This is a genomic window from Neisseria sp. P0006.S004 (assembly GCF_051963015.1).
Classification (GTDB): Bacteria; Pseudomonadota; Gammaproteobacteria; order Burkholderiales; family Neisseriaceae; genus Neisseria.
In genome coordinates this window covers 62,265-79,384 of sequence record NZ_JBQCUS010000006.1, presented here as the reverse complement: position 1 = coordinate 79,384, position 17,120 = coordinate 62,265, and the positions used below count along the sequence as shown (strand labels likewise).

At 50.9% G+C, this 17,120-nt stretch carries 11 protein-coding genes; 5 read left to right on the top strand and 6 right to left on the bottom strand.

Annotated features, from left to right (window positions below; genetic code table 11):
- The first annotated feature begins 98 nt into the window (after positions 1-98).
- Positions 99-1,436, top strand: a complete 1,338-nt coding sequence (locus ACTHR2_RS08915) for a GTPase/DUF3482 domain-containing protein (RefSeq protein WP_263337507.1) — start codon at positions 99-101, stop codon at positions 1,434-1,436.
- Between the two features lie 74 nt (positions 1,437-1,510).
- Here the strand turns inward: ACTHR2_RS08915 and ACTHR2_RS08910 are convergent, their stop codons facing one another.
- From ACTHR2_RS08910 to ACTHR2_RS08900, 3 genes are read right to left on the bottom strand one after another with little or no spacing between them, the layout of a single operon-like run.
- Positions 1,511-2,917 carry an efflux transporter outer membrane subunit gene (locus tag ACTHR2_RS08910; RefSeq protein WP_263337510.1) on the bottom strand — a complete coding sequence of 469 codons (1,407 nt, stop codon included), beginning with the start codon at positions 2,915-2,917 and terminating at the stop codon, positions 1,511-1,513.
- A 56-nt stretch (positions 2,918-2,973) separates the two neighbouring features.
- Entirely contained in the window at positions 2,974-6,186 is a 3,213-nt protein-coding gene (locus ACTHR2_RS08905) for an efflux RND transporter permease subunit (RefSeq protein WP_440375635.1), read from the bottom strand.
- Positions 6,187-6,197: 11 nt separating this feature from the next.
- Positions 6,198-7,466 carry an efflux RND transporter periplasmic adaptor subunit gene (locus ACTHR2_RS08900; protein ID WP_440375634.1) on the bottom strand — a complete coding sequence of 423 codons (1,269 nt, stop codon included), beginning with the start codon at positions 7,464-7,466 and terminating at the stop codon, positions 6,198-6,200.
- 232 nt (positions 7,467-7,698) lie between these two features.
- Here ACTHR2_RS08900 and mtrR point away from each other — a divergent pair, with 232 nt between their 5' ends.
- Positions 7,699-8,334 carry a multidrug efflux system transcriptional repressor MtrR gene (gene mtrR, locus ACTHR2_RS08895; RefSeq protein WP_440375633.1) on the top strand — a complete coding sequence of 212 codons (636 nt, stop codon included), beginning with the start codon at positions 7,699-7,701 and terminating at the stop codon, positions 8,332-8,334.
- A 65-nt stretch (positions 8,335-8,399) separates the two neighbouring features.
- Here the strand turns inward: mtrR and ettA are convergent, their stop codons facing one another.
- Positions 8,400-10,076: an energy-dependent translational throttle protein EttA gene (gene ettA / locus ACTHR2_RS08890; RefSeq protein WP_440375632.1), complete on the bottom strand. Its 1,677-nt coding sequence runs from the start codon at positions 10,074-10,076 to the stop codon at positions 8,400-8,402.
- Between the two features lie 341 nt (positions 10,077-10,417).
- On the opposite strand from ettA, the gene ACTHR2_RS08885 reads away from it, so the two are divergent.
- From ACTHR2_RS08885 to pgmB, 3 genes are all read left to right on the top strand, one after another.
- The gene (locus ACTHR2_RS08885; protein ID WP_070588154.1) at positions 10,418-11,770 is read left to right on the top strand and encodes an SLC45 family MFS transporter; all 1,353 of its coding nucleotides are present in this window, start codon (positions 10,418-10,420) and stop codon (positions 11,768-11,770) included.
- A 74-nt stretch (positions 11,771-11,844) separates the two neighbouring features.
- The gene (locus ACTHR2_RS08880) at positions 11,845-14,103 is read left to right on the top strand and encodes a glycoside hydrolase family 65 protein (RefSeq protein ID WP_263337529.1); all 2,259 of its coding nucleotides are present in this window, start codon (positions 11,845-11,847) and stop codon (positions 14,101-14,103) included.
- Between the two features lie 12 nt (positions 14,104-14,115).
- Entirely contained in the window at positions 14,116-14,781 is a 666-nt protein-coding gene (gene pgmB / locus ACTHR2_RS08875) for a beta-phosphoglucomutase (protein WP_263337532.1), read from the top strand.
- A 70-nt stretch (positions 14,782-14,851) separates the two neighbouring features.
- On the opposite strand, the gene murI is transcribed toward pgmB, so the two are convergent.
- Together murI and ACTHR2_RS08865 are read right to left on the bottom strand one after the other, a co-directional pair.
- Entirely contained in the window at positions 14,852-15,661 is an 810-nt protein-coding gene (murI, locus tag ACTHR2_RS08870; protein ID WP_003747483.1) for a glutamate racemase, read from the bottom strand.
- A gap of 61 nt (positions 15,662-15,722) precedes the next feature.
- A complete protein-coding gene (locus ACTHR2_RS08865; protein WP_440375631.1) occupies positions 15,723-16,952 on the bottom strand; it encodes a multidrug effflux MFS transporter in 1,230 nt (409 codons plus the stop codon).
- Positions 16,953-17,120: the final 168 nt, after the last annotated feature.

Genomic DNA, 17,120 nt, shown 5'->3' with positions numbered 1-17,120 from the left:
AAAGGAAATTTAGGGCCGTCTGAAACACATATTGCCACTGCAGGCAAACAGCCCCATACTCACACATTCATAGCCCATATCCGTCCCAACCCACGACCATGACCACCCCACTTTCCCTTGCCGTCGTCGGCCATACCAACACAGGCAAAACCTCACTCTTACGCACGCTTTTGCGCGACAGCACCTTCGGCGAAGTAAAAAATGCGCCCTCGACCACGCGCCATGTCGAAGAAGCCCTCATCAATGATGGTGAAGACAACTTGGTTTACCTCTACGACACACCCGGCCTTGAAGATGCTGGCGGCGTGTTGGACTGGCTGGAAACCCACACATCCGCACGCGATGACGGCATTGAGCGCATCCAGCAATTCCTCAGCAATCATGAAGCGCATCACGAATTCAACCAAGAGGCCAAAGTGCTGCGCCAAGTCATGCAAAGCGATATGGCCATGTACGTTATCGATGCGCGGGAACCTGTCCTCGACAAATACAAAGACGAGCTGACCATTTTGTCTTGGTGCGCCAAGCCCATCATGCCCGTGTTCAACTTTACCCAAAATCAAGACCTGACCGCTTGGACCAATATGCTCGCCCGCAGAAACCTGCATGTTTACGCCGGTTTCGATACCGTTGCCTTCGACTTTGAAGGCGAAATCCGATTGTGGGACAACCTTGCCACCATGTTACCTAAGCGCGACACCCTCGACCGCCTCATCAATATGCGCCGTCGCGAGTGGCAACGGCTGGATACGGAAGCGCGCCGTGAAATTGCCGATTTTCTGCTGGATGCCGCTGCATTTACCCAAGAAATTGCCGAAAACGACGACCCTGCCCCGACTTTGGAAGTCATGCAATCGGAAATCCGACAACTTGAGCGGCAAATGCAACAACGCCTGTTCACACTTTACCGCTTCTATCACGACGAAGTCGGCAGCGACAGCACATGGATGCCCAAAGCCTTCAAACAAGATCCGTTTGACAGCGAATTGCTCAAACATTACGGTATCCGTACCGGTACCGGCGCAACCGCAGGCGCACTCATCGGCTTAGGCTTGGATATTGCCACGCTTGGCGGATCGCTTGGTTTAGGTACAGCCATCGGCGGACTATTGGGTGGTATTTTGCCCAATGCCCAAGACATTACCGACAAAATCAATGGCCGACAAACCCTGCATACCGATCCGGAAACCCTTACCCTACTCGCCGCACGCGCACTGGATTTGTTGCACGTCTTGCAAACGCGCGGCCACGCAGCTCAATCGCATATCGAGCTAAAAGAACGCAAAGCGCCATGGAATGCGGCAAAATTACCAAGCGAACTCAACAAAGCGCGCAGCAACCGCAAATGGTCTTCGCTCAACACACACCAGCCCGAACTCAGCCGTAATGAACGCGCAGCCTATGTCGGTTCTTTAAGCGAGAAATTAAAAGCTTAGAATTGCCGCGTAACAAAAAGGCCGTCTGAAACCCAAATGTTTCAGACGGCCTTTTGATTTTAGAAGGAAAATACTTATTCAGCAGCTTTGGTTTCTCGTTTCAAACCGCCGCCAAGTGCTTTATACAAGTCGGCAAGGTTTTCCAAACGGGTCAGCTGATTAGCCAAAAGAGCAGTTTCTGCGCTGTAACTGCTGCGCTCGGCATCCAGCAAATCCAATGCGCTAGATACGCCATGTTTGTAGCGCAGGCTGATGAGGCGCAGGCTGTCGTTGTAGGCGCGGCTTTGTTTGCTCAACGCTTCATAGCTTTTATCCAGCTGTTCGCGCGCAACCAAAGCATTGGAAACGTCTTTAAATGCGGATTGAACAGCGGCTTCATAAGCAACGATTTGTGCCTGTTGGCGCAGTTTGGCTACGTCAAGATTGGCTTTGTTTGTGCCCCAGTCAAAGATAGGCAGAGTGATGGATGGTGCAAAAGCCCAAATACCCGTGCTGCTTTTAAACAGGCCGCTCAACTCTCCGGAAGCTGTACCGACAGAACCGGTCAGGCTGATGCGTGGGAAAAACGCCGCACGTGCCGCACCAATATTGGCATTGGCTTGTTTGAGCGCGTGTTCGGCCGCACGGATATCCGGACGGTTGAGCAATACGTCCGAACTCAAACCGGCAGGCAGTTTGGTCAATTTGAACTGCTTGCTCAAAGACAAACCGGCAGGCAGGTCTTCGGGTAAAGGTTGATTAATCAACATAGCCAAGGAATTACGCGCTTGCTCGCGGTTTTTTACCGCAGAGGCGTAATCCGCTTTGGCCGATTCAATCAGCGCCTCCTGTTGGCGCAAATCAACGGCGGAAATCACACCGGCCTTATGGCGTAATTGTGAAAGCTTGTAAGTCGCTTCACGGGTTTGCAATACGCGTTGTGCCAATGCCATGGTTTCTTCGGCGTAGCGTTCGTTAAAGTAGGCTTTGGCAACGGTAGAAATCAGGGTCAGATGGGCGGCATCGCGGTTGGCGGCCACATTGAAATAACCTTGCAACGCAGCTTCGCTGGTACTGCGGACACGACCGAAAAGGTCAAGTTCATAAGAGGCTGCGCCCAAACCCACGCTGTATTGGCTGCTGACGCTGCCGCCGCTCAAGCTACCTTGACGCGAACCCGTACCGCTGGCATTGACGGTTGGCAACAAATTATTACGCTCAATCATGTATTGCTTGCGGTAGATTTCCGCATTCAGTGCGGCTGTTCGCAAATCGGTATTGCGTTCCAATGCGATGTCGATCAGGCGATGAAGGCGCGGATCGGCAAAGTAATCTTGCCAACCCAATTCAGCGGCACGGATACCGTCGTCAACAGTATTGTATTTAAACGTATCAGCAACGGCAACTTGAGGCTGCTCATATTTCGGCATCATGGTACAGGCCGACAAAGCCACGGCGGCGGCAACGGTGGTCAGTACCGGTTTGAATGTAATCTTCTTCATTTTAGAATCCTTTAGCATTTTGAGGCCGTCTGAAAAGTTTTCAGACGGCCTTTGCTTTAGTGCTTGTCTGAATCGTGTTTACCGTCTTCAATCATGCCGGCTTCAGCGGCGTGTTTGGCGGCCATCTCATGCTCGTGTGCAGTTTCTTTAAAGAATTTGCGCACAACCACATAGAACAAAGGCACAAGGAACACGGACAGAATCGTACCGATCAACATACCCCAGAACACGGTCGTACCAATCGCACGTTGACTGGCGGAGCTGGCACCGCTGGCAACATAGAGTGGTACCACGCCCAAGATGAAGGCGAACGAAGTCATGATAATCGGACGGAAACGCAGGTGTGCGGCGGCAAGCGCAGCTTCAAGCGCGCTCTTGCCTTGCGCTTGCAGGTCTTTGGCAAACTCGATAATCAAAATCGCGTTTTTCGCACTCAAACCCATCACCGTAACGAAACCGACTTGGAAGTAGATATCGTTGGCGTATGCCGGAATACTGCCCAGCAATGCTTCAAACATATTGCGACCCGTAACGCCCAATGCCGCGCCAATCAAGCCCAACGGAATCACAAGGATAACCGCCAACGGGATAGACCAGCTTTCGTACAAAGCAGCCAATACCAAGAATACAGCGGCAGCGGCCAATGCGTACAACACGACAGTTTGCGAGCCGCCTTTAGCCTCTTCACGAGACTGACCGCCCCATTCCAAACTGTAACCGCCGCCCATTTCATCCACCATTTGCTGTACTGCGGCCATAGCTTGGCCTGAAGATACACCGGTGGCAGGCGAACCGGAAAGTTCCATGGCAGGATAACCGTTGAAACGGACGCTTTGTTCCATACCGTTTTCCCAAGAAACAGTAGCAATGGTAGAAAGCGGTACGGCAACGCCGGATTTATTCGGCACGGTCAGGTTCAGAATATCGGCAGGCTGCATACGGGCACTCGCATCAGCTTGTACCATCACGCGTTGCAGACGGCCTTGATTCGGGAAGTCGTTGACATAAGACGAACCCAAAGAAGAAGCCAAAGCAGTACGGATATCAGAGAACGAAATACCTTGTGCGGCTGCTGCAGAGCGGTTGATGTCGATTTTCAACTGCGGCGCATCTTCCAAACCGCTCGCACGAACGGTACTTGGGTTAAACAAACCGCTTTTGCGCATTTTGTCAATCAACTCATTGCGCTTGGCCAACAATGCAGCATGGCCGCTGTTGTTACGGTCTTGCAGGTAAATCGTCAAGCCGGAGCCTGTACCCAATTCCATAATGGCAGGAGGCACAATCGCCAAACCGAAACCGTCTTTCAGCGTGCCCATCATCATGCCGGTCAACTTACCGGAAATAGAAGTCGCATCGCTGCCCGGAGCAGTACGTTCGCTCCAGTCTTTCAGAATAACAAAGCCCAAAGCCATGTTTTGGCCGGAACCGCTAAAACTAAAGCCGGAAACGGTAATAATGTTCTCGATCTCAGGTACAGATTTCGCCAGTTGAGTGATTTGAGCCAAAGTTGCATCGGTACGCTCTTTGGTCGCACCGGCAGGCAGCTGTACGCTCAACATCAAGTTACCTTGGTCTTCAGACGGCAAGAAGGAAGTCGGCAGACGCATAAACAAGAATACGCCCACAACAGTCAGACCAATATAGACAACCATCATGCGCAAAGTCTTACGCAAGACTTTGGCAACCCAACCTTCGTAGCCGTGCGTCCAGTTGTCAAATTTCTTGTTAAACCAACCGAAGAAACCTTTTTTCTCTTCGTGATGACCCTTCTGAATCGGTTTGAGCATAGTGGCACACAATGCCGGAGTCAGCGTCAAGGCAAGGAATGCGGAGAATGCAATCGATGCCGCCATGGTCAAGGCAAACTGTTTGTAAATGTTACCGGTTGCACCGCTAAACATTGCCAGCGGAACAAATACGGACATCAACACGGCAGTAATACCGATAACCGCGCCGGAAATCTGACCCATCGCTTTTTTGGTGGCAGCCTTAGGCGACAAACCTTCGCTCGCCATAATACGCTCAACGTTTTCAACGACCACAATTGCGTCATCGACCACAATACCAATCACCAACACCATCGCAAACATGGTCAATACGTTAATCGACATACCCATGTATGAGATAAATGCAAAACCGCCCAACAGGGAAATCGGTACAACAATGGTCGGAATCAGCGTATAGCGGATGTTTTGTAGGAAGAGATACATCACTAAGAATACCAATACGATGGCTTCCAAAAGCGTATGGATCACTTTCTCAATCGAAATTTCCACAAATTTGGAAGTATCGTAAGGAACTTTCCAGCTCATGCCGTCTGGGAAATACTTCTGCAAAACCGCCATTTTTTCTTTTACGGCAGTCGCCGTTGCCAAAGCGTTACCGCTGTTAGACAGCATCACCGCCATACCGGTAGTGTTGACGCCGTTCAAACGGGTGGAAGAAGAATAGTCTTCCATACCCAAGCCGACTTTTGCCACATCTTTCAGATAGACATTAGAGCCGTCGGTATTTGATACCAAAATGATGTTGCCGAACTCTTCAGCCGTTCTTAATTGCCCTTCCGCAGTAACGGTCGCCGAAATGGTCTGACCTGCAGCCGCCGGCAAAGAACCGATGGAGCCTGCTGAGATTTGAATGTTTTGTGTCGCAAGCGCATTGGTTACCGTTGCAAAAGACAAGTTGTAGTTTTGCAGTTTTTTCGGGTCAACCCAAATACGCATGGCGCGTTGCGCACCAAACAATTGTACCTGCCCTACCCCATCGATACGCTGCAGTTCAGGAATGATATTACGCTGGGCGTAATCGTTCATTTCCTCAATGGATTGCCTTTCAGAAGAAAGCATGACCACTTGCAAGAAGTTGGAACGCGCTTTAGATACGGTTACACCATATTGCTGTACGGTAGACGGCAATGTGGACAACACTTCCGACAATTTGTTCTGCACGTCCACCTGCGCCAAATCTTCATCGGTCTCAGGCGTAAACGTCAGACTGACGCTGCCGCTGCCGCTGGAATTGGCAGAAGTCATCATATAGTCCAAACCTTCCACACCGTACATATTACGTTCGATAACGGCCAGTACGCTGTCTTCCATTACCTGAGCAGAAGCGCCCGGATAAGTAGCGCGCAAAGTAATGGTCGGCGCTGCAACGGACGGATATTGAGAAATCGGCAGTTTTTGAATGCCGAAAATACCCGCTGCGATGATAAAAATCGCAATAACCCATGCAAAGATGGGGCGGTCAATAAAAAACTTAGACATTCACGCGTTCCTTATTTAGCTTCAGATGCAGCTTTAGCTTCAGGCTTGGCCTCGGATGCAGCCTGGCCGTCTGAAACTGCCGGTGTTGCTGCCGCAGCACTTGCAGGCGGAATCCATTCTTTCGGCGTTACCTGTTTAGCACCCGACATAGCGGCAATGCTGATGCCTTCAACAATCACTTTGTCGCCGTCTTTCAGGCCGTCTGTAATAACCCAATTGCTACCTTGCTGTTGAGCAATGGTCACGACACGCGCTTCCATTTCGCTCTTGTCATTCACCACCATCACAGTATCTTGCGAACCGCGGGTAACTGCTTGTTGCGGCACTACAAATGCATTATCCACTGCCACTTGTTCCATCAATACGCGCACATACAAGCCCGGCATCAAGATATTTCTGTCGTTAGGAATGGCGGCGCGCAAGGTAATTTGACCTGTCGTTTCGTTGACAGTCGGATCTGCAAACAGCAGACGGCCTTTTTCAGGGTAAACGGTACCGTCGTCAAATTTGATATCCACTGCAATCGCGCCGTTTGCCGCCAACAATTTGCCTTCGGCAACCTGTTGACGCAGTTTCATGACCTCACTCGCAGATTGGGTAACGTTAACATACATCGGATTGGTTTGTTGGATAGTGGCTAAAACAGTAGTATCGCCGGAATTCAGCAACGTACCTTCAGAAACTTTAGATTGACCGATAAAGCCGGAAATCGGCGCAGTAATGCGGGAGCGGTTCAGGCTGATACCGGCAGATTTGATGGCTGCTTGAGCGGATTTGACGCCTGCCTCTGCTGAACGCTTGGCCGTTACGGCCGCATCATATTCTTGTTGGCTGATGGCATCGGCGGCAACCAGCGGTTTGTAGCGGGCCAGGTCGGCGTTCGCTTTGGCCAAAGTCGCTTGCGCACTTGCCAACTGGGCGCGTGCGCTTTCTAAGTTTGCTTCATAAGATGAGCTGTCGATTTGATATAAAGGCTGACCGGCTTTAACATAGCTGCCCTCTTGGAACAGGCGTTTTTGCAAAATACCGCCGACTTGGGCACGAACTTCGGCAGTACGCAATGATTCCAGACGGCCTGGCAATTCGGTTGTCAATGCAACGACTTCCGGATGTACAGTGACCACGCGCACTTCAGGCGCAGGTTGTTTTTGCTGTTGCTGACTGCCTTGCGCCTGTTGGCCGGCTGCTTTTTCATCGCCTTTGCCGCAAGCGGAAAGCGCCAACGCAGTAGCTGCTGCAATTGCCGCGACACGCATCATTTTAGAAGCATAAAGAGCCATAATTTTCCTATCTCTATGATAAATAAGGGTTTGACTAATTAAAAATTGATTACTTTAATCTCATATTTCACAAACAGAAATTGCCTGCTTTTATAAAAAAACAGGCTGATTATATTATATAGTGCTGAGAAACACTATCAAGTATTGAATCGAATTATACATACATTCTTGCATGTTCAGAAGTAATTTTTTATAATCCAAACCATAAATTTACATTTCCTACAAAACAACTATGAGAAGAACCAAAACCGAAGCCTTAAAAACCAAAGAATATCTCATGCTTGCCGCATTGGATACGTTTTATCAGAAAGGCATTGCCCGCACCTCACTTAACGAAATCGCCCAAGCTGCAGGCGTAACGCGCGGCGCGCTGTATTGGCATTTCAAAAACAAAGAAGATTTGTTTGACGCCTTGTTCCAACGGATTTGCGACGACATCGAAAGCTGCATAAAAGAAAACTCGAACAACAATAACGAACAGGCTTGGTCAAGCTTCCGACTGACTCTGACCCGTTTTTTCGAGCGCCTGCAACACAACGAGCTTCACTATAAATTCCACAGCATTTTGTTTTTAAAATGCGAACACACCGAGCAAAACGAGGCGGTTATTGCCATCGCTAAAAAATACCAATCGCTATGGCGTGAAAAAATCGTTGCTGTCCTGACTGATGCGGTACAACAAAAAGCGTTGGCGGATAATTTGGATATCGATATGGCAGTCATATTCATCAAGTCTTCATTAGACGGCTTGATTTGGCGCTGGCTTTCTTCAGGTCAAAGCTTCGATTTGGCACAAACTGCCCCACGCATGATTGAAATCATCATTGATACATTGGAAAACCATCCGCAATTAAGAAAACAATCATAAACATCAAAAATAAAAGGCCGTCTGAAACATTAAAAGTTTCAGACGGCCTTTTGGTTCAAACCTAATTAACGTGTTACCGGTTTGTAACGGATACGTTTCGGTTTTGCGCCCTCTTCACCCAAACGGCGTTTCTTATCGGCTTCGTATTCCTGATAGTTGCCGTCAAAGAACACCCATTTAGAGTCGCCTTCACAAGCCAAAATATGCGTAGCGATGCGGTCGAGGAACCAGCGGTCGTGCGAAATCACCATCACGCTGCCGGCAAATTCCAGCAACGCGTCTTCCAACGCGCGCAGGGTTTCCACGTCGAGGTCGTTGGACGGTTCGTCCAGCAGTAAGACATTACCGCCGCTCAACAAGGTTTTTGCCAAGTGCAGACGGCCGCGTTCGCCGCCAGACAATTGACCTGCAATTTTGCTTTGGTCGCTGCCTTTGAAGTTGAAGCGTCCCAAATATTGGCGGGCTGGAATTTCAAACTGACCAACCTGCAAAATGTCGCGGCCTTCGGCAATGTTGTCGAACACGGTTTTGTCGTTTTGCAAACCTTCGCGGCTTTGGTCGATCAAGCTCATTTTCACGGTTTGACCGATTTTCACTTCGCCGGAATCAGGCTGCTCTTTGCCTGAAATCATTTTAAACAGCGTAGATTTACCCGCGCCGTTCGGGCCGATGATGCCGACAATCGCACCTGCAGGTACTTTGAAGCTCAAATCGTCAATCAGCACTTTATCGCCAAACGACTTGGAAACATTCACAAATTCAATCACTTCGTTGCCCAAACGCTCGGCAACGGGAATAAAGATTTCCTGCGTTTCATTGCGTTTTTGGTATTCGTAGTTGCTCATTTCTTCAAAACGCGCTAAACGCGCTTTGGACTTGGCTTGGCGGCCTTTGGCATTTTGGCGCACCCATTCCAATTCCTGCTTCATCGCTTTCACGCGCGCAGCTTCGGATTTCGCCTCGTTTTCCAAGCGTTTTTCTTTCTGCTCCAGCCAAGACGAGTAATTGCCTTTCCACGGAATACCGTGCCCGCGGTCGAGTTCCAAAATCCATTCAGCGGCGTTGTCGAGGAAGTAGCGGTCATGCGTTACCGCAACGACTGTACCGGGGAAGCGCACCAAGAATTGCTCCAGCCATTCGACAGATTCTGCGTCCAAGTGGTTGGTCGGCTCATCCAACAAAAGCATATCGGGCTTGCTCAACAAGAGTTTGCACAAAGCTACACGGCGTTTTTCACCGCCGGACAAATTGCCGATTTTGGCATCCCAATCAGGCAGGCGCAACGCGTCGGCAGCAATTTCCAATTCATGCTCTGCACCGCCGCCGGTAGATGAACCCGCCGCAATAATCGCCTCCAAACGGCCTTGTTCTTCAGCCAGCGCGTCAAAATCCGCATCAGGATTGGCGTACTCGGCATACACTTCTTCCAAACGTTTTTGTGCGGCAGCCACTTCGCCCAAACCGCTTTCCACTTCCTCGCGCACAGTTTTTTCAGGATCAAGCTCAGGCTCTTGCGACAAATAGCCGATTTTAATGCCGCCCATCGGCACGGCTTCGCCCTCAAATTCTTTATCCACGCCAGCCATAATCCGCAGTACAGTAGATTTACCCGCACCGTTCAAACCGAGCAGACCGATTTTTGCACCGGGGAAAAATGAAAGGGAAATGTCTTTAATAATGGTTTTTTGCGGCGGCACAACCTTGCTCACGCGCAGCATAGAATAGACGTATTGTTGGGACATAGTTTTCTCGTTTCCGTCAAACAAATTTCAGACGGCCCATTTTAACCTATTGCCCCAATACTTGCTTGTTCAAATGCCGTCTGAAAATAGAAATAAGCATCAAAATATACACCGAGCCGAACCGATACCCTCATTGCCCGACGGTATCAATGCCAAACCGCAAAAAATTTGATTTAAGCCAGTTTATCCTTGAACTGGCATTGCCAATATCCGGCGCGCTTCATAAAATGCACCTATATCCTTGAAAGTACGTACACAAAACAATAACGACAGAGAACACCACACCAAGGAACCTTTCAGATTTCTCAATAAAAATACTTTTCAAAAAAAGGATTTACCTCATGTCGGAAAATACGCAAAAAACAGCAAAACAAGGTTTGCCGTCACTGGCAAAAAGTACGATTTGGATGCTGAGCTTCGGCTATCTCGGCGTTCAGACGGCCTTTACCCTGCAAAGCTCGCAAATGAGCCGAATTTTTCAAACTTTAGGCGCTGACCCGCATAATTTGGGCTGGTTTTTCATTCTGCCCCCATTGGCCGGTATGTTGGTTCAGCCGATTGTGGGCTACTACTCAGACCGCACTTGGATGCCGCGCTTGGGCGGCCGTCGTCTGCCCTATCTGCTTTACGGCACGCTGATTGCGGTTATCGTCATGATTCTGATGCCGAACTCAGGCAGCTTCGGTTTTGGCTACGCTTCTTTGGCGGCTTTGTCGTTTGGCGCGCTGATGATTGCGCTGTTGGACGTATCCTCCAATATGGCAATGCAGCCGTTTAAAATGATGGTCGGCGACATGGTCAACGAGGAGCAGAAAAGCTACGCCTACGGGATTCAAAGTTTCTTAGCGAATACGGGTGCGGTTGTGGCGGCGATTCTGCCGTTTGTGTTTGCGTATATCGGTTTGGCAAACACGGCCGAAAAAGGCGTCGTGCCGCAGACCGTGGTCGTAGCATTCTATGTGGGCGCAGCCTTACTGATTATTACCAGTGCGTTCACCATCTTCAAAGTCAAAGAGTATGATCCGGAAACCTACGCCCGCTACCACGGCATCGACGTGGCTGCAAATCAGGAAAAAGCCAACTGGTTCGAACTCTTAAAAACCGCACCTAAAGCGTTTTGGACGGTGACTTTGGTACAATTCTTCTGCTGGTTTGCCTTCCAATATATGTGGACTTACTCGGCAGGCGCGATTGCGGAAAACGTTTGGCAGACAACTGATGCCTCCTCTGTAGGCTACCAAGAAGCAGGCAACTGGTACGGCGTTTTGGCGGCAGTACAATCCATTGCTGCCGTTATCTGCTCGTTTATTCTGGCAAAAGTACCGAATAAATATCATAAAGCCGGTTATTTCGGCTGCTTGGCTCTGGGTGCGCTCGGTTTCTTCTCCGTTTTCTTCATCAGCAATCAATACGCACTGGTTTTGTCTTATACCTTAATCGGTATTGCGTGGGCCGGTATTATTACCTATCCTTTGACGATTGTAACCAATGCCCTCTCCGGCAAACACATGGGTACTTATTTGGGTCTGTTCAACGGCTCTATCTGTATGCCTCAAATCGTCGCCTCGCTGCTGAGCTTTATCCTCTTCCCTATGCTGGGCAGCCATCAGGCAACCATGTTCTTGGTTGCAGGCGCGGTCTTGCTGCTGGGAGCCTTCTCAGTCTGTCTGATTAAAGAGACCCACGGCGAATAATCCATCAATACCATCGGCAAAGGCCGTCTGAAACCTTTGCCGAACTTACAATTTTAATAACAGGAGCTTCATAAATGTATACAAGAATCATGGAAGTCAGCCCTTGGACACTGCGTTCGGCAAAACTGGAAAAAGAACACAAACGGCTGCAAGAGAGCCTGACCAGTTTGGGCAACGGCTATATGGGCATGCGCGGCAACTTTGAAGAAACCTACTCCGCCGACAGCCACTTAGGCACCTACATCGCCGGCGTGTGGTTCCCCGACAAAACCCGTGTCGGCTGGTGGAAAAACGGCTACCCCAAATATTTCGGCAAAGCCATCAACGCGCTCAATTTCAGCAAAGTTAAAATCTTTGTCGACGGGCAGGAAGTGGACTTGGCGAAAAACGACGTTACCAACTTCTCCGTCGAACTCGATATGCAGCACGGCGTGTTGCGCCGCTCGTTCACCGTATTCGGCGTGCGTTTCGATGTGTGCAAATTCCTGTCCGTCGCGCAAAAAGAGCTGGCTCTCATCCGATGGGAAGCAGTATCCGTTGACGGCAAAACCCACCAAGTCCGCATCGATTCCATCATCGACGCCGACGTGAAAAACGAAGACTCCAACTACGAAGAAAAATTCTGGCAGGTATTGGACAAAGGCGTTTCAGACGGCCGCTCCTACATTGCTACCCAAACCGTCGCCAACCCTTTCGGCGTGGAACAATTCATCGTCAACGCCGAGCAAACCTTCGCCGGCAGCTTTAAAGCCCTCGGCGGCAGCCAAACCGATTGGCAGGTCTCTAATTCTTTCGAGACCGAAGTCGGCAGCACACCCGAAACCTTTGAAAAACGCGTGATTGTTACCACCAGCCGTGATTATCAAGGCTTGGAAGCAGTAAAAGCCGCAGGCCGCAACTTGTCGGAAAAAATCGCAGGCGTTGCGTTTGAAACCTTGCTGGACGCGCACAAAGCAGGCTGGCTGCATCGTTGGGAAATCGCCGACGTAGTCATCGAAGGCAGCGACGAAGCGCAGCAAGGCATCCGTTTCAACCTGTTCCAACTGTTCTCCACCTACTACGGCGAAGACGCGCGCCTGAACATCGGTCCGAAAGGCTTTACCGGCGAAAAATACGGCGGCGCGACCTATTGGGATACCGAAGCCTACGCCGTACCGCTCTACCTCGCACTGGCGGAACCCGAAGTTACCCGCAACCTGCTGCAATACCGCCGCAACCAACTGCCGCAGGCGCAGCACAACGCGCGCGAACAGGGCTTGGCGGGCGCACTTTATCCGATGGTAACGTTTACGGGCATCGAGTGCCACAACGAATGGGAAATCACCTTCGAGGAAATCCACCGCAACGGCGCGATTCCTTACGCCATCTACAACTACACCAACTACACCGGCGATGAAAGCTATCTTGCCAAAGAAGGCTTGGAAGTCTTGGTCGAAGTGTCCCGCTTCTGGGCGGACCGCGTCCATTTCTCCAAACGCAACGGCAAATACATGATTCACGGCGTAACCGGCCCGAACGAATACGAAAACAACATCAACAACAACTGGTACACCAACACCCTCGCCGCATGGGTATTGGACTACACCCGCGAAGCCCTGGCGAAATACCCGCGTCCGGATTTGAACGTGAGTGCCGCCGAGCTGGAAAAATGGGCGGACATCAGCGCGAATATGTACCGTCCGCATGACGAAGAACTCGGCGTATTCGTGCAGCACGATGGCTTCCTCGACAAAGACATCCGCCCCGTGTCTGCGCTTTCACCCGACGATTTGCCGCTCAACCAAAAATGGTCGTGGGACAAAATCCTGCGTTCGCCTTTCATCAAACAGGCGGACGTCTTGCAAGGCATCTACTTCTTCGGTGACCGTTTCAATATCGACGAAAAACGTCGCAACTTCGACTTCTACGAACCGATGACCGTGCACGAAAGCTCGTTGTCTCCATGTATCCACTCCATCCTCGCTGCCGAACTGGGCAAAGAAGAAAAAGCCGTGGAAATGTACCAGCGCACCGCCCGCCTGGACTTGGACAACTACAACAACGACACCGAAGACGGCCTGCACATTACTTCTATGACCGGCTCGTGGCTCGCCATCGTCCAAGGTTTCGCCCAAATGAAAACTTGGGGCGGCAAACTCAGCTTCGCACCGTTCCTGCCGAGCGCATGGACAGGCTACGCCTTCCATATCAACTACCGAGGCCGTCTGATTAAAGTCGCCGTCGGCAAAGAAAACGTCGTCTTCACCCTGCTCAAAGGCGAACCGCTCGATTTGCAGGTGTACGGCAAAGACATCACGCTCAACGGCAGCCACACCGTTGCGTTGGAAAAATAAGGAGGGCGCAAAATGACTTTCACCGCAGTCCTATTTGACCTCGACGGCGTCATCACCGACACCGCCGAATACCACTACCGCGCATGGAAAAAGCTCGCCGAAGAACTGGGCATCAGCATCGACCGCAAGTTTAACGAGCAGCTCAAAGGCGTGTCGCGCGACGATTCGCTCAAACGCATCCTCGCGCACGGCGGCAAAACCGTCGGCGAAGCCGAGTTCGCCGAACTGACCCGCCGTAAAAACGACAACTACGTCGAGATGATTCAGGCAGTCAAACCCGAAGACGTGTATCCCGGTATTTTGCCCCTGCTGGAAACATTGAAAGCAAACGGCAAAAAAATCGCCCTCGCGTCCGCCAGTAAAAACGGCCCGTTCCTGCTAGAACGCATGGGGCTGACCCACTTCTTCGACGCCATTGCCGACCCTGCCGCCGTCGCGCATTCCAAACCCGCCCCCGACATCTTCCTCGCCGCAGCCGAGGGTGTGGGCGCAGACATCCGCCAATGCATCGGCATTGAAGACGCCGCCGCCGGCGTCGCAGCCATCAAAGCCGCCGGCGCCTTGCCCATCGGCGTGGGCAAAGCCGAAGACTTAGGCAGCGACATCGTGCTGGTGTCCGGCACCGCCGAGCTGACCTACGCCTACCTGCAAAACGTGTGGGAACAGTCGGGCAGATAAAATATTAGGGAAGTAAAAAGGCCGTCTGAAAACCTGAATCAGGTTTTCAGACGGCCTTTAATATTTCTAATCAACCCAACGTTACCATTTCAATTTGTTCCATACTTCTACCCAAGAAACGTTCGCCGATGGTGCGGAAGCGTAGTGGGATGTCGCTGACGTAGAAGCGGTAATCTGGATTGTCGTTTTCTGTATTCAGCAAACCTGCTTGCGCCAAGGCTTTGGCGGTAGCTTCGGCGGTGGTAATGGCGGAATCGACCAAGGTAACGTTTTGTGCTTCACGGCCGATAAGCGGTTTGAGCAGTGGGAAGTGGGTACAACCCAACACCAGCGTGTCGATGTCGTCAGCCAAAAGCGGCTTGAGATATTCGCGCACGGTCAGGCGGGTAACTTCGTGATCGAGCCAGCCCTCTTCCACCAATGGCACAAGCAGGGGAGCGGCTTGTGTGCGCACCAGCGTGTCGTTGTTTTGCGAATGGATGGCGCGCGCGTAGGCGTTGCTGTTGACGGTGGTATTGGTTGCGATAATGCCGATTCGGTTGTTTTTGGTGGTTTGCAAAGCGGCTTCCGCGCCGGCGGAGATGACGTCCAATACGGGCATATTGCCTGCTTTTTGGCGGATTTTTTGTCCGGCAACGGCAGCAATGGTATTGCACGCGATGACGAGTGCTTTAACATCGTTTTCCAGCAGGAAATCGACAATCTGCATGGCGAAGGTTTCGATGGTGGCGCGGGATTTGGTGCCGTAGGGAACGCGTGCGGTATCGCCGAAATAGATGATGTTTTCCATCGGCAGGCGTTCCATCAGGGCGCGGACGTTGGTCAAGCCGCCGACGCCGGAATCAAATACGCCGATGGGGCGTTGTTTGCTGGTACTCATGGTTAATTTCTTCAGTATAAAGTCGAGGCCGTCTGAAACCGTTTTTCAGACGGCCTGAAGGTTAAACATATTCTTTTTTATCGTTTTCCATCCAAGCCTGATGCGAGCAAACCCACAACAGCACAATGCCGCATACAGTCGAACTCAACATCATACCGGCCATCACCAAGGCAGAACCATTGTGCAGCCAAGTTGTTGCCATACCGACCGATGCGCCGATAAGGGATTGGAACACGCCCAAGACGGCATTTGCGCTGCCGCCCTCTGCGCTGAAATAGCTCATAAAGCAGGCTTGAGTGTTCGCACCGACCAAACCTTGCGTACCGACTGAAAACATCACGCACAGCACCAAAGCCCACAAAGGCGGCAAAGACAGCGACAACACCAAAACCGTCATCAGCAGATTGGCGGCAAATTGGACGATAATGCCCCATTTGAGGATGTTTTGCGGATGCGTACCGGTTTTCAAACGCCATGCGGTAATGCGGTTAAACGACATCATGGTAATGATATTGAGCGCAAATATCCAAGCATATTGGTTTGGTGAAACATGATACAGTTGTTGGTACACGAACGACGATTCGGTCAAAAAGGCAAACATCGAACCGAAACTGAAAGCTTGGAAAAACAAATAGCCCATCGCGGCGCGCGTTCTCAAAACGCGTTTAAACCTGCCGGCCACCACGCCGAACACGTCCATGCTGATTTTGCCTTTTTGGTGCGGCTTGGGCAGGAAATACCACATCAAACCCCAAAGCAGCAGCGAATAGCAGGCCAGAAAGCCGAAAATCATGCGCCAGCCGCCCAAATTCTGCAAGCCTGCACCAATCATTGGCGCCATCAGCGGCACAATCATCAGAATAATGCCGATTAAGGCAAACATCTGCGCGGCTTTGCGTCCGGAATAATAATCGCGCACCATCGCGCCGGAAATCACCACGGTCATCCCTGCGCCAAACGCCTGCAAGGCACGCAAGTTCAGCAGCTGCTCGACATTATTCACCATCGTCAAACCGATAACGGCGGCAAAGTAAATGCTCAAGCCCACCAAGGCGACAGGTTTGCGGCCTTTAATATCCGAAATCGACCCACCAACCACCTGACCAAACGCCACGCCAAACATAAAAAAGCTCAGGCTTTGCTCAATACGGTGGATGTCCGAACCCAGCGACTTCGCCATTTCGGGAATCGCAGGCAGATAGGCATCGACAGAAAACGGCATCAGCGCGACCAACATCGCCATCAGCACGGCCATGGTTTTTTCGCCCAAAGGGGCTTGTTGTGCAGTCATTCCGACTTTCGCTTTCGTAAAAAATATTCAAAAAACAAAGAAAACAACCGCCTTGTCAGACGGTTGCGGATTGGATGAAATTATAGCAGATTTCAACCTTGTCCAATCACTGCAAAAAAACCTTTGCAAAACTTAAGGCCGTCTGAAACTTTGCTTGGTTGAATCCCC